The sequence below is a fragment of the Saccharothrix sp. BKS2 genome, assembly GCF_047689505.1.
Lineage (GTDB): Bacteria > Actinomycetota > Actinomycetes > Mycobacteriales > Pseudonocardiaceae > Actinosynnema > Actinosynnema lopnurensis.
The window spans coordinates 99,834-123,073 of sequence record NZ_JAUQOL010000007.1 but is presented as its reverse complement, the minus strand read 5'-3'; the positions used below and the strand labels follow the sequence as shown (position 1 = coordinate 123,073).

Annotated in this window: 15 protein-coding genes; 8 read left to right on the top strand and 7 right to left on the bottom strand. The window is 71.5% G+C overall.

The features are described from left to right. Positions 1–97: 97 nt before the first annotated feature. From Q5530_RS16645 to Q5530_RS16625, 5 genes are read right to left on the bottom strand one after another with little or no spacing between them, the layout of a single operon-like run. Positions 98–2,593, bottom strand: a complete 2,496-nt coding sequence (locus tag Q5530_RS16645; protein WP_415363210.1) for a tyrosine-type recombinase/integrase — start codon at positions 2,591–2,593, stop codon at positions 98–100. Then, positions 2,586–4,190, bottom strand: coding sequence for a tyrosine-type recombinase/integrase (locus Q5530_RS16640; protein ID WP_415363208.1), 1,605 nt, complete (start codon positions 4,188–4,190; stop codon positions 2,586–2,588). The genes Q5530_RS16645 and Q5530_RS16640 overlap by 8 nt, the downstream gene beginning before the upstream one ends. Further along, the gene (locus tag Q5530_RS16635) at positions 4,187–5,545 is read right to left on the bottom strand and encodes a DNA cytosine methyltransferase (RefSeq protein ID WP_415363207.1); all 1,359 of its coding nucleotides are present in this window, start codon (positions 5,543–5,545) and stop codon (positions 4,187–4,189) included. The genes Q5530_RS16640 and Q5530_RS16635 overlap by 4 nt, the downstream gene beginning before the upstream one ends. Further along, positions 5,542–6,681, bottom strand: coding sequence for a TRM11 family SAM-dependent methyltransferase (locus Q5530_RS16630; RefSeq protein ID WP_415363205.1), 1,140 nt, complete (start codon positions 6,679–6,681; stop codon positions 5,542–5,544). Before Q5530_RS16630 ends, Q5530_RS16635 begins: the two co-directional genes overlap by 4 nt. Continuing rightward, the gene (locus Q5530_RS16625) at positions 6,678–7,403 is read right to left on the bottom strand and encodes a hypothetical protein (RefSeq protein WP_415363204.1); all 726 of its coding nucleotides are present in this window, start codon (positions 7,401–7,403) and stop codon (positions 6,678–6,680) included. The genes Q5530_RS16630 and Q5530_RS16625 overlap by 4 nt, the downstream gene beginning before the upstream one ends. Before the next feature lie 795 nt (positions 7,404–8,198). Between Q5530_RS16625 and Q5530_RS16620 the strand changes: the two genes are divergently transcribed. The 8 genes from Q5530_RS16620 to Q5530_RS16585 all read left to right on the top strand — a co-directional run bounded on the left by Q5530_RS16620 (position 8,199) and on the right by Q5530_RS16585 (position 19,891). Continuing rightward, entirely contained in the window at positions 8,199–9,308 is a 1,110-nt protein-coding gene (locus Q5530_RS16620) for a hypothetical protein (protein WP_415363203.1), read from the top strand. 59 nt (positions 9,309–9,367) lie between these two features. After that, on the top strand, positions 9,368–9,733 hold the full coding sequence (locus Q5530_RS16615; protein WP_415363201.1) for a pilin: 366 nt from the start codon (positions 9,368–9,370) through the stop codon (positions 9,731–9,733). Positions 9,734–10,057: 324 nt separating this feature from the next. Continuing rightward, on the top strand, positions 10,058–11,935 hold the full coding sequence (locus Q5530_RS16610; protein ID WP_415363200.1) for a hypothetical protein: 1,878 nt from the start codon (positions 10,058–10,060) through the stop codon (positions 11,933–11,935). After that, on the top strand, positions 11,932–13,131 hold the full coding sequence (locus Q5530_RS16605; RefSeq protein WP_415363198.1) for a PrgI family protein: 1,200 nt from the start codon (positions 11,932–11,934) through the stop codon (positions 13,129–13,131). Before Q5530_RS16610 ends, Q5530_RS16605 begins: the two co-directional genes overlap by 4 nt. Continuing rightward, complete coding sequence (locus Q5530_RS16600; RefSeq protein ID WP_415363196.1) at positions 13,131–15,056, top strand: VirB4 family type IV secretion system protein; 1,926 nt, start codon at positions 13,131–13,133, stop codon at positions 15,054–15,056. The genes Q5530_RS16605 and Q5530_RS16600 overlap by 1 nt, the downstream gene beginning before the upstream one ends. 63 nt (positions 15,057–15,119) lie before the next feature. Further along, positions 15,120–17,735, top strand: coding sequence for a helicase HerA domain-containing protein (locus tag Q5530_RS16595; protein WP_415363195.1), 2,616 nt, complete (start codon positions 15,120–15,122; stop codon positions 17,733–17,735). Between the two features lie 91 nt (positions 17,736–17,826). Further along, entirely contained in the window at positions 17,827–18,888 is a 1,062-nt protein-coding gene (locus Q5530_RS16590) for a replication-relaxation family protein (RefSeq protein WP_415363194.1), read from the top strand. 4 nt (positions 18,889–18,892) lie between these two features. Beyond that, positions 18,893–19,891, top strand: coding sequence for an NlpC/P60 family protein (locus Q5530_RS16585; RefSeq protein WP_415363193.1), 999 nt, complete (start codon positions 18,893–18,895; stop codon positions 19,889–19,891). Between the two features lie 155 nt (positions 19,892–20,046). Here the strand turns inward: Q5530_RS16585 and Q5530_RS16580 are convergent, their stop codons facing one another. Then, on the bottom strand, positions 20,047–22,203 hold the full coding sequence (locus Q5530_RS16580) for a tetratricopeptide repeat protein (RefSeq protein WP_415363192.1): 2,157 nt from the start codon (positions 22,201–22,203) through the stop codon (positions 20,047–20,049). A 92-nt stretch (positions 22,204–22,295) separates the two neighbouring features. Beyond that, positions 22,296–22,697, bottom strand: coding sequence for a hypothetical protein (locus Q5530_RS16575; RefSeq protein WP_415363190.1), 402 nt, complete (start codon positions 22,695–22,697; stop codon positions 22,296–22,298). Positions 22,698–23,240: the final 543 nt, after the last annotated feature.

Here is a 23,240-nt window from a genome sequence, read left to right as displayed (position 1 = left end):
CTACTCCACCTGTGAGCGCCAAGATGTTTATCGTGACTCTTCGGTTCATTGCGCATCTCCCTAGAAGTGAACTGCCGTCAAGAACTGTTATCGCCAGTCAGTCAGCCTTCGTAACGCTCCGGCATGTTGGGGGCCCAACCAGCCGGGGAATACCGAGGTCCACGCTTGGTCGCCGTAGGCGGCGCTGGGTGTCGTCGCGCTTAGCTCGTAGGAAAGTCAGGGTCATGTCGATGCCCTCGATCTCGCCGGCCCAGCCTTCGGTCTGTGCGCGGGTGCGGCGGTCGAGCAAGTCGGTTTCAAGTTCGTCGAGCCGAGCGAGCATCTTGGGGTTGACGTGCAGCATCGGGCAGCGGATGCAGGCGTGTTCGTGCTGGCAGGGCGTGCCGTAGGGGCGTCCGCAGGAGCCGAGTTCGACCTTGCGCTTGTCGAAGTGCTCGTCGAACTCGGCCAGTTCCTCGCTGGTGGCTTCGCGATACTCCTCAATCGGTCGCAGTTCGCGGCGGTGGTCGAGGAAGGTGACGTAGTGGCGGACGATGTCCTCGTCGAAGACGGCGACGTAGCCGCGGGTGGTTTGGATGTTGAGGTGGCCGAGCAGGGCTGCGCCGATGTGGATGGGCAGGCCGCTGTTGCCCAGCTCGGTGGCGAAGATGCGGCGGAAGTCGTGGGGTGTGAACCGGGTCGTGCGGAAGCCCGGGTGCTGTTCGGCCAGCTCGTCGCAGCGCCGTTTGATCATGTTCAGGACGGTGCTGCCGGAGATGACCCGGTCGGTGGACCCGATCCGGCGCTGGAACAGGAACGGCAGCTGGGCGCTCCAGACCTTGTCGTGCGGGTCGAATCGGCTCAGCAGCGGGATGCTGCGTCCTGCCTGGGCGTGGCGGCGGATGACCGAGGCGATGACGTGGAACAGCTCGGCGCTCATCGGGATGACCCGCTCGCGGTCCGTTTTGGACGGTGCGATCACGAGAAGGGCGATAACTTCTCCGTTGGACCTTTGGTATTGGCGGATGCTGAGGTGGGTCAGTTCGCAGAGTTCCTCGATGCGGACGCCGGAGTGGCGTAGCGTCTCGACGCAGGCCCAGTCCCAGAACGCGGCTTCCTCGTCGGTTTCGATGTGGATAAGTTCGCCAGTGGCCTGGTCGGCGACGCGGACAGGGCTCTTGCCTCCGGAGCGACGTCGGGTGTGGTGGTCGCTGTTGGTGATCACCCGCTGGTAGGAGCGTCCGTCCCCGTCCAGCAGGAACCTCTCGTCCGGCTGGGCCTGGCGGGCGTGTTCGAGCAGGGTTCGAGCCTTGTCGTAGCGGCTCTCGACGTGCTGGACCAGCAGCGGCAGCAGGGGTTGCCGCTGGCGGGTGCGGTCAGCGGAGCGTTCGTTGATCCGGCGTCGTCGCTTGCCCAGGCCACGGATCTCGCTGGATGGCACCGGACAGGGCGCGACCCAGTGTGCCCAGCGTTCGGGCTCGTCGGTGGCCCAGGTGTGCAGGTCGTAGTAGAAGCTGCGGACGCAGATCACGATGCCGTCGACACCGGCTCGTGGCTTGCCGGCGTTCTTGCCATCCTCACGGGTGCTGATCATGTGCCGCCAGGTCGCGTAGACCTCCGGGTCGATGCGCAGGTCCGCCTGGTCGGGATTGATCCGTTCGGTCTTCTCCCAGAAGTGGTGGGCGACCTCCAAGACCATGTGCGAGACGGAGGCGTAGTCGGTGTCGGCGGAGCGGCGGGTGAAGTAGTCGATGAGCAGTTGCCGCACCGACCGGTTGCGAATCGGGTAGCGATCGACCAACTGCTCGATGGTGAGCTGACCCCGGGACAGTGCCGCGCGCATGGTGGACGGTGCCTCCGGTGGGAAGTGGCCCATCTGGTGCAGGATGTTCCAGGCCGACGGGCCGGCGAACCGGTTGGATGTCCTCTTCCCGGGATGGAGGATCGCGCGGACGCGGCGGGTCTCGTGCCCGTAGTGCAGCAACGCGGCCGGGGTGAGGTCGGCGAGGTTGACGCCTTGAACGGTGAGCAGGCAGCACACGTCGAACAGGGCTTCCCGCCGGTGCGCCCACGACAGGTCGGACGCGGCGACCTGCTCTGCGAACTTCTCCAGCAGCGGATCACCTTGGGCTGCGACGAAGAACTGCCCGTACTCGTGGAATGTGTTCAGTCGGAATGCCAGCAGTGACGGCTGGAGAACCCGCAGGCAGAACAACGACCGCAGGCCCTGTCCGATCGCCATACCGGTCTCGCGTCGTGAACCGAGGACGCCGGCGTTGACCTCGCCCCGGCCCATCGGGCTGGCGTCCCACCGCTCCTGCCAGGTCTGGCCTGGGTAGTCGGTCAGGTAGGTCAGGACGATCCCGGCGGCCTGTCCACGCTGTTGGCAGGTGGCCGGCGCGCCCTCCCAGGCCGTGGTCACCAGGCGGACGATGCGCTCGATGGGTGCGCGGCCGAGTTCGCCGGCCGGGCGCGGAGGCGTAGCCGCGATAGCCGGTTGGGGTTCGATCCTGCCGGAGACGAACCGGCTGGCGAAGCCCAGCTCGTCCAGTACCGGGCCGTGCCGGTGCCGGCGGCTGTGGCCAGTCGTGGTGCTGGTGGGCGATTTAGGCACCGAACACCGCCTCGATGTCGGCGGCGGCGTAGCCGGTCGGGAAGTGGGTTTGCGGCTTCGGCCGGGTGTAGTGCTCGGTGAGCTTGTCGAACAGCTCCTCCACCCCGACGGACAGGTAGCGGCTGGTGGTCTGGATGTTGGCGTGCCTCAGGATGGCCTGAACCTCCGGCAGGGTCAGCGTCCCGCTGTTGGCCATCCGGGTCGCGGCGGTGTGCCGGGCGTCGTGCCAGGTCCAGTTCGTTCCCAGGACCGCGTTGGCGCGTTGCAAGATCCGTCGCAGCGCCCAGTAGGTCAACGGCCGGTCCTGGCCGCGCCGGGTGCGCCAGATCGACTCGCCCGGTGCGGGTGTGCCGATCTCGTCGAAGTAGAGCGCCAGCCGGACGAAAGCCTGCGGCGAGGCCGGGACCGCCTCTCGCTCGCGGCTACCTTTGGACACCACGTAGATCCGGCGCCCGGCCCAGTCCAGGTCGTCCGGTGTCACGCCCAGCAACTCGGCGGCGCGAGCTCCACTGGAGACGGAGAACTCCAACAACGCGCGATCGCGCTCGCAGCCCATCGCGTCGAACAACTCGTCCCACAGCCGATCCGGGATCGCCCGTGGTGCCCGTTGCACCACCCGCTGCCGCAGCCGTGCCCTGCCCACCACCGGCTTGGGCACCAATGGGCTCAAGTGGGCCAGCGCACGACGGCGTTGCGGCGAGGACGGCACCGGATTGACCACCGGGCCTCGGCCGTGATGGCCGTGGTACTCGTAGAACCCGCTCACCGAGGACAGGGCATGGTTGACCGTCGTGCGGGCGTAGCCAGCCGCCAACGTCGGCTTGCCGGTCCGCGGATTGATCGCTCCAGGCCCGCTGGTGTTGGCGCCGCCCCGCCGACGCTGTGGGTTCGGCGCGGTGCGTAGCCAGCCGACCAGAACGGCGACGTCGGCCTCGGTCGCCTTCTCCCAGACCACGCCCAGCAGCCACAGCAGCCGGAACCACCGCAACAGCCCGAACGCGTAGCTACGGCAGGTCAGCGGGCTGCCGTAGCCCAACGCCAAGTCCCGCAGATACTCGGTGACGTCCCCGACCTCAATGCCCGCTTGGTCGAGCACGACGAACGGTGGATGAACGCGCTCCACCTTGATGACTGATCCGATTCGGGGCACGGACGCACGGCCTTCCATGAGCTGACGGCGAAGGTCCACTGGCTTCTCCTTGATCACGACGTGGAGCGCCATGATCAACCAGCGGGAGATGGTGCAGATAACTGAGCACTGTCGGCGTGCCAGTCCTCGCGTTCCGTCGGGGTTGAGGGTGTGCAGGGGCATGGAGACGAAGCGGTGTTTCGGGTCGAGCGCGTCGGCGCGGATGTTGCCCACCGAGACGCGACGCACCGGGATGCCGTGTTGCTCGGCGTGCGCGGTGAGCCGGTCGAGGGTGGCGTAGACGGCGCGGGGTTCCCAGCCGGTGTCGGCGAACAGGGCCACGTCGAAGCGCGGGATCTCGCCCTCGCAGGCCAGCAGCAGCACGGTCGTGCTCTGTACCCCGGCGCCCAGCGACAGCAGCCGCAACGCGGGTCCGAGAGCGGGTACTGCCTGGTTCGGGTTGGTCATGCCGCGGTCCTCTCCTGTTCGGTCCCGCGCCGCGTGTCGACATCGAGGAGTTCGGCGAGGTCGTCGATCAGCAGCGTCACCGCATGGGCGGCTTGCTGTGGGAGCACGCCGTTGCCCAGGGCGCGCAGTTGTGCGGTGCGGGGCAGCGGGAGGTCGGTGACCCAGCCGGGCGGTAGTCCCATGAGGTGTTCGACGAAGGCGGGTGCGAGCACCGGGCGGCCGTGGTTGCCGGGTTGGATCGGGTACGGCGCCGGGCGGCCGAGCAGGGTCTCCCAGCGGCGGATCGCCGCCTCGTAGGCACCCCAGTTCACCGGCTGCGGCGACGGCGCGGCGATCGACCGGTCCGTGGTCGTGTCACCCGGCTCGGGTGCGGCTGCGGGGAGGCTTCGTCCGGTTGGCCCGTGGTCGGGGTGAGCAGTTGGATGACCGCCGAGGGCAGCATCAGGTCGCCCTTGGAGCCCCGTTGCGCGGGGCAGCCCTTCGTGCCGTCCGTGGCCCGCGGTGTCGGCAGCAGCGCCTCGCGTTCCACCAGTGGGAGCACCTGCTGTGACAGTGGCGGCCGGAATCCCGTCCCCGCCTTGCGACCCGCTGTCCCGGTGTCCGACGCCCTGGGTGTGGGCAGCAGCCGGACCTTCTCCGGCAGCGGCGGTCCGCCCTGCCCGTCGGCGGCGGGCCAGTTCGACGAGCCGTCGTGCGCGGCCGGCGCCGGTGGCATACGCGTCTGCCCAGCCGGTTCGGGGTAGGCGTGGCCAGGCGAGCAGGAAGATCCGCTCACGGCGGTGGGCGGCTCCGACGTCGGCGGCGCGGACGCTACGCCATGCCGCGTCATACCCCGCTTCGGCCAGGTCGCCGAGTACACGGTGCAGTCCTCCCCCGCGCCAGCGAAGCGCGGCGACGTTCTCCAGCACGAGCAGCGCGGGTCGTAGTAGGCGAAGACCCGCCACAATGTCGGCCCACAACCCACTGCGGATTCCCTTCTCGATTCCCACGCGCTTGCCCGCGGCGGAGATGTCCTGGCAGGGGAACCCCGCGGTGAGCACGTCGACGGGCTCGACCGCCGCCCAGTCGATGTGCCGCAGGTCGCCGAGGTTGGCAACGCCCGGCATCCGGGCGGCGAGGATCTGTTCGATGTGCGGGTCGGGGTCGGCGACCCAGGCGATCCGGCCGCCGCCGAAGGCGGTCAGCACGCCGAGGTCCAGGCCGCCGTAGCCGGTGCACAACGAGCCCACGACCGGGACGGATCCGGCGGCCGGACTGGTCTTCGGTTCCTGCTGCGCCGTTACCGCCGGAGTCGGGACGAGGGCGAGTCGACGTGCCGGGCGTGTGCGTGCCGGGCGGGCGGGTTGGCGGGTCATGCCGCCCGGTCTTCCTGGTCTGGCCGGTCGTCGGTGTTGTAGACGGGTCGTGTCGGGTGGAGCCGCCTGGGAGCGGTCATGTCCGTGGCGGGTTCGTTGGCGGGCCTGTGCAGCTTGGTGCGAAATACCAGCACGTCCTCGTGGGCGATCAGGTGCAGCGGCAGCCCGGCCTCGCGCTGTTTGCGGATGAAGTCGCGTTGGAAGAAGCTGCCTCGCGTCACCAGGTCGGTGGTGGCGGCGCGGGCCAGCAGCGCGACGTTGCGCTCCACCGGGATCAGGTCGGCGGCACGGCCGCAGGCGAGGATCTGGGAGGGCAGGTCGATCAGTTCGGCGTGTTCGCGCCAGGGGCGGATGGTGATGGCGATGTGCCCGCCCGGCTTGAGGAAGGTGCGCAGGGCGGCGAGGATGCGGGTGAACCCGGCCAGCAGCCGGTGGTGGCCGATGTTGGCGAGGTTGCCGCGGTCGAGGGTGTTGCCGTAGAGGTGGTGGTACTTCTGCACCCCCGCCCCGGGCGCCACCGCGACCTGTCCGTGGGTGGAGGGCCCGTAGGGCGGGGAGGTCACCACGAGCGCCGCCTGGCCGACGTACTGCTGCGGCAGCAGGGTGAGGAGTTGGCGGGCGTCGCCCTGGAAGACCCGCGCATCGTGGTCGATGCCCTGCTCCCGCGCGAGCTCCAGATTTGCTTGTGCGACCTCGACCCAGTGGGGTTCGTACTCCACCCCGATGGCGCGGCGGCCGAGGCGGACGGCTTCGACGAGAGTGGTGCCGATGCCGCACATCGGGTCCAGCACCAACTCGCCCGGCTCGGTGTAGTGGGCGACGGCGTGCCGGACGACCTCGGGCAGCATCTTGGCCGGATGCGCGGTCGACTCCGGGACGTAGGTGTTCTTGCGCTGGGTCGCCGGGGAGGACTGGGCGGTGGTCCACACCGAGGCCGCGGAGGACTTCGATTGGTCGACGCGCGCGCTGTCTGTCGAGGTCGTGTCCGCGAGGGCGGCCGGCTCGTCGGCCGGTGTTCCGGTGTTGTCGATCGGGGTGTCGGCGGGTGGTTGGGCGGCGTGATCGTGTGTCACGGGCCTGCCTTCCCGGCGGTGTCGTCGCAGGCGTGCCGGGTCGGGGACAGGTGCGGCGCTCATCGGGTGCCTCCGTCGTCGACGGACGGGTCGGTGGACAGCGTCGAGGGCGGTTGGCGGTCGTGCGGTTGGGCGAAGACCAGGACGTCGGAGTGGATGCGCCGATGCGGCTCGGGCAGCCCGCGCACCAGCGCGCGGTGCCGGGCACGAGCCTGCGCGTCACCGGTGCCGGAGCCGTCGCAGTGCTCGCCGGGAGGGGTGTCGGCGAGGTGGAAGCGGCCGTCGCGCAGAGGCGTGTGGACGGCGACGATGTGCTGGAGGTAGAGCAGGTCGGCGTTCTGTCCGGCGGTCACGACCGCGCCGCTCGGGTCGACCAGTTCACCCCTCGTCCAGTCACAGTGTGTGAGCACCACGAGGATGCCGCCGACGCGCAGCACACGGGCCGCGTAGAGCGCGGCGAGGTCGGCCGCGTGGTCGCCGGAGCGCTCCGGGCGGAAGCCGGCAATGATCAGGTCGACGGCGTCGCCAGGTCGCCTCTCCGTCCTCGCCGTGGTCATCCCGTCGGTGGCCGCAGGCATGGTCGGGGCGGTCGCGGGAGTTGGTCCGGTGCCGCTGCCCGAGTCGGCCCACGGCGGTCGGGAGGTCGGGCCGGCGGTGGTCGGGCCGACCGGGACGTGCTCGACGCACACGGTGCGGCCGAGGCGTTCGACGGCGTGCACGGCGTCGGCCAGCTCGGGATCCGGTTCGGTGTTCGGCGCGTGGTGGACGACGCCGTCGCTTCCCACCGGGGTGGGCCGTGGCCGCTGCCGGTTGGGGGTCGGCCGGGTCAGCAGCACGACCCGCGAGTGGGGCTCGCTGAACGAGGTGACAATCCGCCGCACGAGCGCCGCGGGCCAGGTGGCCTCGAGGTCGATCGGTGCCGGGCCGGCGGTCCAGACGGTCGCCGGGGTCGGTGTCGTGGCCGAGCCGCGCGACCTCGTGGCGGTGGGCTTGCCGGGGCTGACGCGGGTGGTGGTCGGGGCGGTCGGCCAGGGACGGCGGTCTACGCCTCGACACCCACCGGGACGACTCGGGGCGGCGGGGACGGGGTCGGTACGTCGCCGGGGTGAGCGGCGGCCGGAGTGGTCGGGTCGGGTCACGGGGTATCCCTTCGGCGGGCGGGGTGCGCCCGGTCGGTACGAGGGGCTGATGACATCCCTGAACTCCGAAATACAGGTCCTCCGGGGACATACGGACCTGACCTTTTCCGGTGACTTTCACCATCGGTCGAATGCCGGACGTGGCTCCCGCCTGTCTGCTTGGGCAAGGGAACCTCGCCCTCGACAGGACGCCCTGAAGTGATTTCTTCCCGTGTGCGAGCGCCGCCGGCGAGGACGTCGCGGGCCAGTGGCCGACGGTTGCCCACAGGTATGACCGAACTGGTACCGAACTGGCACCGCCGCTGCATCAGCGCAGCTGAAACGGCGTGACCGTGACAGCGCTGCGGATCAGCGCCTTGGGTTCCTGTTGATCGACACCGGTGTCGGTGTTCGATCTTGAGGCGGTCTTCGGCAGATCATCGGTACCTCTGCGGTACCAGTGTGGTCAGTGTTCGGTACCACCCATCGTGGCGTCCTGGGCGGGTCGTTGATTCCCATCCGCTTCGGAGTCGTGCCATGAGTTCTCGTGACGCTGTTCCACGCTCGGGTTTCGAGCGCGATCACATGCCGTTGGACGCCGCCCGTGCCGCGTTCGAGTGGCTGGTTACCGGCCCGCATCCGGTGGGCGTCGACGGCCGGTTGTTTCCCGGTCTGCCGGCGCGGCGGGTGCCGCTCAACGAGGTGCGTGACCGGTTGCTGCGCCGGGGTTGCCCGCAGACCGTGCGCGACGCGGTGTGGGCGCACCTGGTGCTGCTCGCCCGCACCGAGGGCGGTACCTGGACCGTGGGCGCGGTCGGTGTCGCGCTGCCCGCGCTGACCTCCATCGCCGCGACTCTGTCGGCGCGCTTCGCCGGCGACCCGGGCGACATCCACGCCGCGGTGCTCGCGGGGTTCGTCGCCGGGTTGGGCGAGGTCGATCTGCGTCGGCCGCGCATCATGCTGCGGCTGCGGTGGACCGCCTACCGCGCCGGTCACGCGTGCGTGCGCGAGGCGCTCGACGCGCCGGTGCCCTCCGGCCACGGGCTGCGCTCGACGGCGCCGCCACCCCCATGGGGGCATCCGGACTTCGTCCTCGCCCGTGCCGTCGCCGAGCGGGCGATCACCGCCGCCGAGGCCGAACTGATCGGTGCCACCCGCCTGGAAGGTGTGTCGCTGGCCGAGGCCGCGGTGGCGCGCGACCTCTCCCACCAGGCGGCGAAGAAGGCCCGCCGGCGCGCCGAGCACCGCCTCGCGGCCTACCTGCGCGAGAACGCCCGCGACACCGCGCACCCCGGTGCGGGCGAGGACGACCTGGCGATCCGGGTGGCCGACGCGGTGCTCGTCACCGACGCCGCCGACCACTCGACCACACCCGACACCCTGTCACGCAGCGTTACGGAGCTGAAGGCGGGTTCGGCGAAGGAAAACCGTGGCGGCGTGTCCCCGCGGGGCCGGTTTTCCGGAGTTCAGGGGTGCGGGAGGCGGCCGGTCGCTCCCGCGCCCACCACCTCCTCGCCCCGGCCGCCGCAGCGGCTGTCGGACCCGACTCAGGGAGCGTCACGATGCGCCTGACCCCAGCCCCGCTCTTGTCCCGCCACCGCTGTCGACCCGGTGTCCAGCGGCGGGGTCCCGTGCCCACCAGGTTCCGCGACGGTCGCCGGCGCGGTGTGCCTTCCCGGGCGCTGGTGCTCGTCGGGCTGGTCGCGCTGGCCCTGCCGTGCTGCGCCGCGGCCGCGCAGGCGGACACCGTGGTGCTCGCGGTCGCGGCAAGTGTGGAGGAGGTCCTGACCAACATCCGCAATTGGCTGATGGGCATCCTCGCCGGGTTGGCGACGGTGTTCCTCACCGTCGGCGGCGTGCGTCGGGTGTTCGGCGGCGGCGACCCGGGCGAGCAGGAGAAGTCGAAGGAGGCGTTCAAGGCCGCCGGCATCGGCTACGCCCTGGCCGCGCTCGCGCCACTGGTCGTCACCGTGCTCAAGGGCATCGTGGGGGCCTGAGCGATGCGCCCATCGATCAGGTCCACGGCGCATCGCACACCGGTCGGCCCCACTGTCGACTCGCTGCTCCTCGTAGCGGACACACACCGCGGGTCGCCGGCGGCGGCCGGCCGGGAGATGTCCACGTCCGCGGTCACAAGCCCTCGCCGCGCAGTGCGTGAGCCTCGCACGAGGCTCGGCCGGGCACTGGTCGTGCCGGTGGTGAGCCTGGTCCTCGGACTGGGCGGTGTCCTTGCCGTCGCGGCCGTCGGCCTTGGCCCACCGGTTCCACCGGCCGCCGCACAACCCCAGCCGCCGCCCACCACCTCGGATTCCGGATTGCCGTTGCCGACCGGGACACCGACCTCCACCGCCTGCTTCCCGGGATCGCTGCGACCCGAGTGCCTCACCCCGTCCGGCAGCGCGACGCCGCCGACCGATCCCGGCACCGGGCAACCCGGCCAGGGCGAGGAGCCGGAGGACGAGTGCGGTATCACCGATCTGGGCGCCTGCTTCACCGAAGCGGTCAACGGGTTCTTCCGGGGCATCGTCACCGAGGCGCTCGACCCGCTGCTGGAGCTGTTGTCCCGCACGTTGCTGACCACGCCGACACCGGAGTCGCTGCCGCGGGTGGGTGAGCTGTGGGAGAACTCCTGGCAGATCCTGCTGGCCTCCTACGGGCTGCTGGTCGTGCTCGCCGGGATCATCGCGATGGGTTATCAGACCGTCCAGACCCGGCAGTCGGTCAAGGAGATCGCGCCGCGGCTGGTGGTCGGGTTCCTGGCCGGGGCGCTGTCGCTGTGGGTGGCGGGCACGGGCATCCGGCTTGCCAACGCCGGCGTCGAGGCCGTCATGGGCGGCGGTGTCGGCGCCGACGCCGGGCAGGCGCTGCGCGACCTGGTGCTCAACAGCCTCGTCGGCGGCATCTGGATCCACCTGCTCGGCATCTTCCTCGCCGGGATGCTGGTGGCGCTGCTGGTCACCTACGTGGTGCGCGTGGCGCTGACCGTCATCCTGATCGCCGGCGCCCCGCTGGTGTTGATGTTCCACGCCCTGGAGCAGACCGAGGGCATCGCCCACTGGTGGTGGAGGGCCTACGGCGGCTGCCTGGCCATCCAGCTCGCCCAGAGCCTGACGCTGATCACCGCGTTGACGGTGTTCCTGGCCCCCGGCGGGTTCACCCTGTTCGGCCCGACCCCCTCCGGTGTGGTCAACCTGCTGGTCGCGCTGGCGCTGATGTACATCCTGTTCAAGATCCCGTTCTGGGTGCTGTCCTCGGTGCGCGGCGGAGGCGGCAGGCGCGGTCTGGTCGGGTCGCTGGTGAAGTCCTTCGTCGCCTACAAACTTTTCGGTCTGGTCGGCGGGCACGGTGGCGGCGGGAGCGCCAGGTCCCGTCCGTTCGGTGGCCGAGGCGGCAACCGGGGTGGACGCGACCGAGGCGGTGGCGGCTCGCCCGACCCGTACGCCCAGCCGCGCACCACCGGAACCGGCCAGTACGTGCTGCCGCTGCCCGGCGTGCGCCGCACCCGCCCGACGACCGGGCCCACGGTCAAGCCGAAGCCCGGTCCGGCACCGAAGACGTCGGCTCCACGGGGCCGCCAACTGGCACTGCCGCTGGGTGACGACTGGCCGGAGAACAAGCCGGTGCTGGACCGTGACGGGCAGTACCGACTGCCTTTGGACGTCCAGCGCACCACCTCGCCACCGGCCTCGTCCTCCGGGCCCGACACCGGTGCGCGGCGCCCGGCCCGCGGAAGCAAGGACGGGCAACCGGAGTTGCCGTTCGACGCGTACAAGGGCAACCGCCCGGCACGGTCCGGGCAGTACCCGCTGCCCCTGGACGGCGTGCGCCGGGTGCCGCGCCCGACCGCTCCCCCACCGCCTCGAACACCACAGCCTCGGACACCACCTCCTCCGGCACCACCGCGCACGCGCAGCCGAGTGGTCCAGCCGGAGCTTCCCTTCGATCCCCACCAGCGCAACCGGCCGACCCGCAGCGGCCAGTACCCGCTGCCGCTGGACGGGGTGCGGCGGGTTCCCGCGCCCCAACCCGCACCCACCCCACCGCCGGCGCCCCCGCCCCGCATCGCCCCGCGCACCGGGCGGCAGCTGCGGCTGCCGCTGGACCTGCCCAAGCCGCCCAGGTCGTCGACGACGCCACCGCCGAATCCACCGCCGCCGGCGTCCCGGCCGAGGCCCAAGCCCGGAGGTAAGGCGTCATGACCGCACCCGTGCGCATCCCGGCCGACGTGGACATGCACGACCGCGTACTGGGTCCGTTGACCGCACGTCAGCTGGCGATCCTCGCCGCCGCCGGGGCGGTGCTCTACCTGCTCTGGGCGACCACCCGCACGCTGGTCCCGGTCCCGGTGTTCATCGCCGTCGCCGTGCCGGTCGGCGCCGCGTCGGCGCTGCTCGCGCTGGGCTGCCGCGACGGCGTGCCGATGGACAAGCTCCTCGTCGCCGCGATCCGCCAGCGCCTGGCTCCGCGGCACCGGGTGGCCGCGCCGGAGGGCGTGTGCCCGGCACCCGCGTGGCTCACACCGAACGCCGAACAAGCCGGAAGCCGGGACGAGAGCGGCAGGGACCGGTCGGGGCGGGTGTCGCCCTCGGCGCTGCGGCTGCCGGCCGAGGCGGTCACCGAGACCGGTGTGGTCGACCTGGGCGGCGACGGGCTGGCGGTGGTCGCGGTCGCCTCGACGGTGAACTTCGCGCTGCGTACCCCGACCGAGCAGGAGGCGCTGGTCGCCTCGTTCGGCCGCTACCTGCACTCGCTGACCGCGCCGGTGCAGGTGCTCGTGCGCACCGAACGCCTGGACCTGTCCGCCCGGATCGCCGAGCTGCGCGAGCGCGCGGGCGGGCTGCCGCACCCCGCGCTGGAGGCCGCCGCCCTCGAGCACGCCGACTACCTGGACCAGCTCGGCCGACAGGCGGAGCTGCTGCGCCGCCAGGTGCTGCTCGTGCTGCGCGAACCGCTCGGCGTCGCCGCCCCGACCGACGGCTTGGGCGGCCCCGGCCCGCTGGCGGTGCTCGCGACGATGACGGGTGGACGCCGCAAGCAGACGAGGCAGGTCGACGCCGGGGCCCGGCGGGCGGGCGAGTCGCGTCTGGTGCGCCGCCTCGGCGAGGCGATCGAGCTGCTGTCCCCGGCCGGGATCGTGATCACCCCGCTCGACGCCGGGCAGGCCACGGCGGTGCTGGCCACGGCGTGCAACCCCGACAGCCTGCTGCCCCCGTCCGCCGGGTTGGCCGGCGCGGACGAGGTCATCACCACCACCTCCGGCCCGGACGGCGACTACGACGCCACGTCCTTCACGGCCACCCCGTCCGTCGCAGCGACGTCCGGACAGGACGAAGACCTCGACGACTGGGACGACGACTGGGATCACACCCACGATGACGACAGGGGGCGGTCCTGATGGCCCGCACACGACACACCGGCCCAGCCACTGCGGCGGTCTCGTCCGCGGCCGCCGCGTTCACCCCCGACGCCCTGTCGGTCGCGGCCCGACATTTGGAGGTCGGCGGTGACTGGGTCTCCAGTTTCGCGGTGGTCGGCTTCCCCCGCGAGGTGCACCCAGGTTGGCTGGCGCCGCTGCTGACCTATCCCGGCCGGCTGGACGTCTCGCTGCACGTGGAACCGATCGACCCGGTCACCGCCGCCTCCCGGCTCAAGAAGCAGCTGGCGAAGCTGGAGGCCGGACGGCGCCACACCGCCGAGCACGGGCGCCTGTTCGACCCGCGGGTCGAGGCCGCCACCGAGGACGCCTACGACCTGTCCTCCCGCGTCGCCCGCGGCGAGGGAAAACTCTTCCGCGTCGGGCTCTACCTGACCGTCCACGCCACCTCCGACAAGGACCTCGTCGACGAGGTGGCCGCGCTGCGGTCGCTGTGCGCCTCGCTGCTGCTCGACGCCAAGCACACCACCTACCGGTCCCTGCAAGGGTGGGTGTCCACCCTGCCGATGGGCCTGGACCTGATCGGGATGCGCCGCACGTTCGACACCTCGGCGTTGGCGGCGGCGTTCCCGTTCACCAGCCCCGACCTCCCCGCACCCGACCCCACCTCCGTGACCGCCCCCTCGGGGGTGCTCTACGGCTACAACATCGGCTCCCAGGGGCTGGTGCACTGGGACCGGTTCGGCGACGGGATGCACAACCACAACAGCGTCATCCTCGGCCGCTCCGGGGCGGGCAAGTCCTACCTGGTCAAGCTGGAGCTGCTGCGCAGCCTGTACCGGGGTGTCGAGATCGCCGTGGTCGACCCCGAGGACGAGTACGCCCGGCTGGCCGCCGCGGTCGGCGGCACCTACGTCCACCTCGGCGCACGCGGCGTGCGCCTCAACCCGTTCGACCTGCCCGTCCACACCCGCGCCGACGGCCGGCGCACCGCGCCCAAGGACGCGCTGGTGCGCCGGTCGTTGTTCCTGCACACCGTCCTCGCCGTGCTCCTCGGAGGTGAGCCGGCGGCGGCCGAACGGGCGACGTTGGACCGGGCGATCGCCGCGACCTACCAGTCGGTGGGGATCACCGCCGACCCGCGAACCTGGACCCGCCCCTCCCCCACTCTGCGCACCCTGCGCGACCGGCTGGCGGATTCGGGTGATGCCGGTGACCGCCCCGCCGGCGAATTGGCGGCGAGGTTGCACCCGTTCGTCGAGGGCGCCTTCGCGCAGCTGTTCGACGGGCCCAGCAGCGTCACCCCCGAGGGCCACCTGGTGGTGTTCAGCCTGCGTGACCTACCCGACGAGCTCAAGGGCATCGGCACGCTGCTGACCCTGGACGCGGTGTGGAGGAGGGTGTCCAACCCGGCCATCCGCCGCCCGCGCCTGGTCGTGGTCGACGAGGCATGGCTGCTGATGCGGGAGCCCTCCGGCGCGGAGTTCCTGTTCCGCATGGCCAAGTCCTCCCGCAAGCACTGGGCCGGGCTGACGGTGGCCACCCAGGACACCGCCGACGTGCTCGGCAGCGATCTGGGCAAGGCCGTCGTGGCCAACGCGGCCACCCAGATCCTGCTGCGGCAGGCGTCCCAGGCGATCGACGAGATCACCCGGACCTTCGACCTCTCCGCCGGGGAACGGCAGTTTCTGCTCTCCGCCGACCGCGGACAGGGCCTGCTGTCGGCGGGCACGCAGCGAGTGGCGTTCCACGCCATCGCCTCCCCGACCGAGCACCACCTGGTCACCAGCAACCCGGCCGAACTCGCCGCCTACGCCGACACCGGCGAGACGGGCGAGCAGGCCGACGCCCCGTTCGTCGACCTCGGCTTCGACGGGGACGACTACCGGGCCGATGAAGGCGAGTTCGACTCCGACGCCGGCGAGATCCGCCTCGACGCCGCCTGACCCGGAGCGCTCCATTTTGCCGCCTGCGCCTTGAGCGCACCTTTCCCGTGAAGGGACTCGTTCATGTCGCCTCGAACACCTGCCCGGGTACCGGCTGCTTCCGATCAGCCACCGGACTCGCTTTCCCACGCCGACACCCCGGTTCCCAGGTCGTCGACTGCGGTGGCGGCGGGGTGGCTGGAGGACTACCTGCGCGACCCCGGCGGCGCCCTGTCGACGCTGCTGGAGCGGCTGCGTGACCTCGCGCTGGAGTGGGGTCCGATCGCGGCCCCGGTCCTCACCGTGCTCGTCTCCGCGACCGTGCTGGCCCGGTGGTGGTGGGGTCGGCGTTGCCACGGGCTGCTGCTGGCCGACGCCCGTCAGGTCACCGTGCTCGCCCCGCCGACGGTCGATCCCGCGGGCGGGGCGGCGCTGTGGTCCAACCTCGTCGGGCTGCTGCGGCCCGGGTGGCGACGGGCGTCCACCGGACAGCCGCACATCGCCTGCGAGTACCTCTTCTCCGAGGCCGGGGTCGCGATCCGGCTGTGGGTGCCCGGCGTCATCCCGCCCGGCCTGGTCGAACGCGCCGTGGAGGCCGCCTGGCCCGGCGCCCACACCCGCGTCGGACCCGCCGAGCCGCCCCTGCCGCCACCGGCCGAGGGCCGGCGGCGGCTGGTGGTCGGCGGCGAGCTGCGGCTGGCCCGCCCCGAGGCGCTGCCCATCCGCAGCAGCTTCGACGCCGACCCGATCCGCGCCCTGCTCGGCGCGCCGGTCGGGCTGGCCCGCGACGAGCACGCCTGCGTGCAGATCCTCGCCCGCCCGGTCACCGGCCGCCGCGTCCAGAAAGCCCGCCGCGCCGCCCGCCGGGTGCACACCGGCGGCTCGACCCGCCTGGTCGGTCGCCTGCTCGACGCGATCACCCCCGGCATCGGCGGCCGGTCACGGCGTTCCGCGGCGGCGCGGCCGAAGACCGGGGTGTTGCACAGCGACCCGCAGACCAGCCTGGAGTACGCGGCGCACAACCGCGCCATCGTGGCCAAGCAGCGCGGGTCGCAGTTCGAGACCGTCGTGCGCTACGCCGTGGCCACCCTGCTGCCCAGAGGCAGCGGCGAGGCCGAGTTCCGGCAGGCCCGGGACACCGCCCGCGGCCGGGCCCACGCGCTGGCCTCCTCGTTCGCCTCCTACACCGAGCACAACCACTACCGGCGACGCCGCCTGCGCCACCCCGACCGGGTCATCGACTCCCGCCGCCTCGGACACGGTGACCTGCTCTCGGTTCCGGAGCTGGCCGCGATCGCCCACCTGCCCGTCGACGCCGCCATCCCCGGCGTCCAGCGCGCCGGAGCCCGCGCCGTCGCACCCCCGCCCGGTATCGCCACACCCGGACCGCAGGCCAAGCCGATCGGGATCACCGACACCGGCCACCAGCGCCCCGTCGCCCTGCGCGTCCCCGACGCCCGCCACCACCTGCACGTCATCGGCGCGACCGGCTCCGGCAAGTCCACCCTGCTGGGCACCATGATCCTCGCCGACGCCGAAGCCGGACGCGGCATCGTGCTGATCGACCCCAAGGGCGACCTGGTCACCGACGTGCTCTCGCGGCTTCCGCGTTCGGCCGCCGAGCGGGTGGTGATCTTCGACGCCGACAGCCGCTCCCGGCCACCCTGCCTCAACCCCCTCGACGGCGGGGACACCGACCTGACCGTGGACAACCTCGTGTCGGTGTTCCGGCGGGTCTACTCGGCGTTCTGGGGACCGCGCACCGACGACGTCATGCGCGCCGCCTGCCTCACCCTGCGCACCCAGGACGGCATCGCCACCCTCGCCGACCTGCCCAAACTCCTCGCCGACACCGCATTCCGCACCCGCGTCACCGCCGGCGTCGCCGACCCGGTCCTGCGCGGCTTCTGGACCTGGTACGAGGAACTCACCGACTCGGCCCGCTCCCAGGCCATCAGCCCACTGATGAACAAACTCCGCGCGTTCCTGCTGCGCCCCTTCGTCCGCGACGCCATCGCCGGCGGCCACTCCACCGTCGACATGACCGAAGTCCTCGACGGCGGCATCTGCCTGGTCCGCATCCCCAAAGGCTCGCTCGGCGAGGAGACCACCCGGCTGATCGGATCGCTGGTCGTCGCCCGCACCTGGCAGGCCACCACCGCACGCGCCCGCACCCCGCAACGCGAGCGCCGCGACGCGAGCCTGGTGATCGACGAGTGCCACAACTTCCTCAACCTGCCCTACCCGATCGAGGACATGCTCGCCGAGGCCCGCGGGTTCCGGGTCGCGATGACGCTGGCCCACCAGCACCTCGGTCAACTCCCCCGCGAACTGCGCGAGGGCATGTCCACCAACGCCCGCTCCAAGATCTTCTTCAACGCCTCCCCCGAGGACTCGCGCGAGCTGTCCCGCCACACCGCACCACGCCTGACCGACCACGACCTCGCCCACCTCGGCGTCTACCACGCCGCCGTGCGCCTGGTCCTGGGCGGCGAAGAAACGCAGCCGTTCACCATGCGCACCCAACCCTTGCCACCAGCCGTACCCGGGCGGGCCCGGGAGATCCGCGCCGTCGCACGCCGCACCGCACGCACGCACCCGACCGGCACCACCCCGGACTCCGGCACCCGGCCGGCGCCATCGAGCCGGACCGAACCCGCCGTGCGCCCGCGCAGCACCGATCCGCGCCGCAACACCTGACGCGCCCGCTCGACCGCGCCGCGGCCCTCTTCCTTCACCCACCCGGCATACGCCGGAGCGACTTCACCGCACCCACTCGGAGGCGCCCGTCATGATCACCAATCCCACCCGGCAGCGCGCCCTGCGCGGCCACAAGCCCACCCGGCCCACCCCGCGCGCGGCCAACACCGCCGAGCACCAGGCCGTGCTGGCCTGGCGACTGACCCCGCGCGACCGCTGGATCGCCCGGATGCTCTGGGAGCACCGGGTCCTCACCGCCCACCAGATCACCGCCCTCGCGTTCCCGTCGTTCCGGTCCGGGCGCCAACGACTGCGCGAGCTCTACACCTGGGGTGTGGTCGACCGCTTCCAGCCCTTCGTCACCATCGGCACCGCCCCGATGCACTACGTGCTCGCCCCCGCCGGTGCGGCGGTGCTCGCCGCCGAGGACGGCCTGGACGTCAAGACCCTCGGCTACCGGCACGACCGGGTCTTCGGCGTCGCCCACAGCCTGCGCCTCGCGCACACCATCGGGGTCAACGAATGGTTCACCGCCCTGGTCGACCACGCCCGCCACCCCCACCCCGGACGGCAGCCGGAGCTGACGGTGTGGTGGTCGGAGACCCGCTGCGCCCGCCACTTCGGCGACCTGGTCAAACCCGACGGCTACGGCCGTTGGCGCGACGGCGACCGACAGGTCGAGTGGTTCCTGGAGTACGACTTCGGCACCGAGCCCGTGGCCAAGCTCGCCGGGAAGCTGACCGGCTACGCCGCGCTGGCCCAGGCCACCGGGATCGCGACACCGCTGCTGGTGTGGCTGCCCACCTCACGCCGAGAGGCCACCGCACGCCGACTGCTGACCCGGACCTGGCACGAACTGGAGGACCCCGGTCGGGTGCCAGTCGCCACCGCCGCGGCCGAACTGCTCGACCCCGACGCCACCCACCCCGGCCCCGCCGACGAGGTGTGGCTCCCCCTCGACATCCCGGCCGGAAGAGCCCGGCGGCGGACGCTGTCCGCCCTGTCCGACGCCTGGCCACACCTCCCACCACCTGCCACCACCGGCGACGACACCGCACTCCGGCCGAACTCGCCGCACCCGGTGATCCCACCGCCCCCACCCATGCCGCCTGCGGCGGAGTCGCGCGGAGCACACCAACCGGGAAGGGGGTGAGCCCGTGCTCGCCAAGCTCGCCATCGCCGCCGCCGCGATGCTGCTGCTCATCCCCGTCCTGCTCGGCATGGGAGTGAAGAGCGTGGTCGAGACGCTGTTCGGCAGCCCGTCGAACACCGCCGTCGACTGCACCACACCGATCGCCGACATCCCACCCGACTACTGCCGGCTCTACCTCACCGCCGCACCCCACTGCCCCCGCCTGGACTGGACCGTGCTCGCCGCGATCGGCAAGATCGAGTCCGACCACGGCCGGCTCCGGGCGCCCGGTGTCCACGAGGGCGAGAACTCCGCCGGGGCAGGCGGGCCGATGCAGTTCCTCACCCCCACCTTCGACAGCGTCATCGCCACCCACCGCATCCCACCGGGCGGCGCCTCACCGCCCTCGCGGTACAACCCCCACGACGCCATCCACGCCGCCGCCTTCCTGCTCTGCGACGAAGGAGTCGAACGAGGCGACCTGCAGGCTGCGATCTTCGCCTACAACCACGCCGACTGGTACGTCGACCTCGTCCTCGACCACGCCGCCCAGTACGCCCGGGCAGCCGCCGGCAGCATCGGCAACGGTGACTGCAACGCCATCCAGGCACCCAACACCGCCACCCTCACCGCGATCAACTACGCCTGCGGTATGCGCGGCCTGCCCTACGTGTGGGGCGGCAACGGCCCCGACGCCGGACACGCCGGCTTCGACTGCTCAGGCCTGACCAAGGCCGCCTACGCCGCCGCCGGCATGGAGCTGCCCCGAACCGCCCAGACCCAGTTCGACGCAGGTCCCCGCGTCCCGACCGGACAGCCACTGCTGCCCGGCGACCTCGTCTTCTACGGCACACCCGACAACATCCACCACGTCGGCCTCTACATCGGCGCAGGACTCATGCTCAACGCCCCGACCTTCGGCCAACCGGTGCAGATCGACAACCACCGGTACCACGGCGACGACTACGCCGGGGCGACCCGTCCGACGGCTTCTAATGCGACCATGGTTTCCGCACAAAATTGACCCCTTCCGCGTGCAGACGACCGTCACATGATCGCTAAACCAAATACATCGAAAGGCGCACGCGGTCGGACACCTCTCGAGCAACATTCGCTCATGCCGATGCCGGGACGTTCAACCCTGTTGGCACGACAGCACCATTGACCCTGCTGGAAATTTTAAGTTGATTTTACGTAGTCGAGATTTGACCGGATTATCTTGGTTATCGGGTGGTCGGGGCTCAACACCCGTTCGCAGTCGGTCAGGGCTGCCTCGTATAGCGGAATCGCGCGTTCCAGATCACCCGCCGCCCGGTAGGCGCCAGCGAGGTTGTTGCGGGAGATCAACGTGTCCGGTTGGTCAGAACCCAACACCCGTTCGCAGTCGGTCAGGGCTGCCTCGTATAGCGGAATCGCGCGTCCCAGATCACCCGCCGCCCGGTAGGCGCCAGCGAGGTTGTTGCGGGAGATCAACGTGTCCGGATGGTCAGAACCCAACACCCGCCCCCGATCGGTCAGGGCTGCCTCGAACAGCGGAATCGCGCGTCCCAGATCACCCGCCGCTTGATAGGCGCAGGCGAGGTTGTTGCGGGAGTTCAGCGTGTCCGGTTGGTCGGGGCCCAACACCCGTTCGCAGTCGGCCAGGGCTGCCTCGAACAGCGGAATCGCGCGTCCCAGATCACCCGCCGCCCGGTAGGCGCAGGCGAGGTTGTTGCGGGAGGTCAACGTATTCCGGTGGTCAGAACCCAACACCCGCTCCCGATCGGCCAGGGTTGCCTCGTATAGCGGGATCGCGCGTCCCAGATCACCCGCAGTCTCATAGACGCTGGCGAGGTTATTGCGCGAGGTCAACGTATTCCGGTGGTCAGAACCCAACACCCGCTCGCAGTCGGCCAGGGTTGCCTCGAACAGCGGAATCGCGCGTCCCAGATCACCCGCCGCTTGATAGGCGCCAGCGAGGTTGTTGCGGGAGATCAACGTGTCCGGATGGTCGGGACCGTGGAGGCGTTCGTGGCCTTGGGCGGCGCGGGTGTGCAGGGCGATGGCGGTGGCGGGATCGCCCTGGTTGTTGAGGTAGCGGCCGAGGCGGTCGGCGAGGGTGCAGAGCAGGGCGGTGTCGGTGTCGGGGTGGGTGTGTTCCAGTAGTGCGCGGGCGTGGGGCAGCACCGTCCGGAAGACGGGCCAGTCTGCCGGGAGCCCTGGGGCGGCGTCGGCGAGAGCGGTGGCCAGGACGGTGGTGGTGGTGTCGCGGGCGTGGGCGATGTCGTCGGGGCGGCGGTGGGGGTCTGCGGGGTCGGGGGTGCGGGTGACGGCCTGGACGAGTCGGTGCACGGTGATGGTGTCGGCGGTGAGGGTGATCATGCTGTAGGCGGCCAGCCTGCCCAGCGCCTCCACGACGTCGGGCTCCGGCGCGTCGGTACCGGTGGTGACCAGGTCGCGGGGGATGTCGTCGGAGGCGTACCAGGCCAGTTGGCGTAGCAGGTCTCCGGCCGGCGGGGTGTCGGCGAGGTGGTCGAGGGTGACGTGCCAGAGGCGGGCCATGGTCCGCTGGGCGTCGCCGCCTTCGGCGGTGGCGGTGAACATCCGCGCCGGGTACCGCGCCAACAGGTCGAGGTAGGCGGTGGGGGTGATGCGGGCCTGGGTGAGGTAGGCGCCCGCTTGTTCCACCGCCAGCGGCAGCCACCCCAGCTCCGCGCACAGCCGGTCGGCGTCGGTCAGGTCCGCCTCGGGCCATTCCGCCCGTACCAGGCGGGTCAGCAGTTCCACGGCTTCGGCGGGGGGCAGCACGTCGAGTGGGACCGTCTCCACGCCCCGCCAGCCGCCGCCCTGGCGCGAGGTGATCACCACCGTGCCGGTGCGCACCCGCTCCAACAACCCCGCCGCGTCACCGGGCGCGGTCAGGTTGTCCAACACCAGCAGCCACCCGTCGTGGGTGGCCAGCCACCGCACACCCAGTTCGGTGCGCTGCTCCGAGGGCAGGTCCGCCGCCTGTGGGGCCAGGGTGCTCGCCAGGTCGGCCAGACCGGCGTCCAGCGCGGAGGCGGTGTCCGCGGTGATCCACCACACCAGCGTGTACCGCCCGGCGTGCAGGTGGGCGAAGCGGGCGGCCAGGGTGCTCTTGCCGACCCCGCCTAACCCGTGCACCGCGACCACCACCGCCCGACCCGAGCCCGCCACCACCCGGTCCAGCCGTTCCAGCTCTCCCGATCGCCCGACGAACAACTCCGAGCCGGTGGGAAGCCTTCCCAACCCCGCCGCGGCCGCAACCGTCTCCATGACCGGCACGGCCGCCCCGTCGACGATCAGGTTCCCCTGCACCAGGGTGCCGCCCTGCATGGCGCCGATCGTGGGCCCCGCGCCGCCGGTCACGTTCCCGGCAAGCGACGCCGCGCCCGTGGCCTGTGGAGTTGTCGCCGACGTGGCCTGGCCTACGGTCGCGTCGGCGCCGGAGGGTCCGGCGGCCCTCCCACCCCACCGATGTGCACCCCGGTGGTCGACCCCGAACCCGAACCCCCGGTCACGTCCCCGGTGAACGCCACACCGCCACCGGTGGCCGTCTGCGTCCGCGCCGCTGTGGGAGCGGACGAGGGCTCATCGCCGACCGCGGTGTTGTCCCGCGGCCTTTGACGCACCGCCGCCACCAACGCCGCGACAGCCACCAGGAGGCCGGCGATACCGGCGAACCAGCTCAACGCCTCCACCACCGGCCGGGCAGGGTGCTCCTCCTCGGTCAGGACCACCGGCACACCGAACCGCAACAGCGCCCACACCACCCCACCGAGCACCGCCACACCCGCCAACCACCAGGCACGACCCCGACCGAATGCCATGACCACCCCTGCCCGGAAGCCGCAACGCCCGTGAACCGACAGCCGATGATCGCACCCCACCCGCTTACCGCTACGAGGCCACGCCCACTCAACAGCACACGCCCCACAACCCGACTCGACAAATTTGAGCGGTGCTCATTTGTGACGCCGTCTGCATCTACTCGGCATGACATGAAACCGCAACATTGCGGAACCCCGAGAACCCGACCATTAGCCGAAGGCATCACCGCCCCAGCCAAGAACCGGCAACGCACTCTCATGCCGCCGAACGCACTTTGGGACGACACGCTCATCCCGGTGAGCGGAATGGTGGTGGCGGCATCGCCGAATACCTGCCCCACCCCGCCCACCTACTCCTGGCCCTCCCGACCTCACAGCCCAGATCCTCGAACCAAAGCCATGCAGTGGCAGAGCCCGGCAACCCGCGGTGCACGGGGGGCTCGGCGAACCGGGCGAAGAACGTCGAACCGGTGCGGACGCCAGCCCCCTCACCCGCAGACAGCGCGCCATCCGCTCATACCGTGGGTGAGGTGCCGGTGGTCG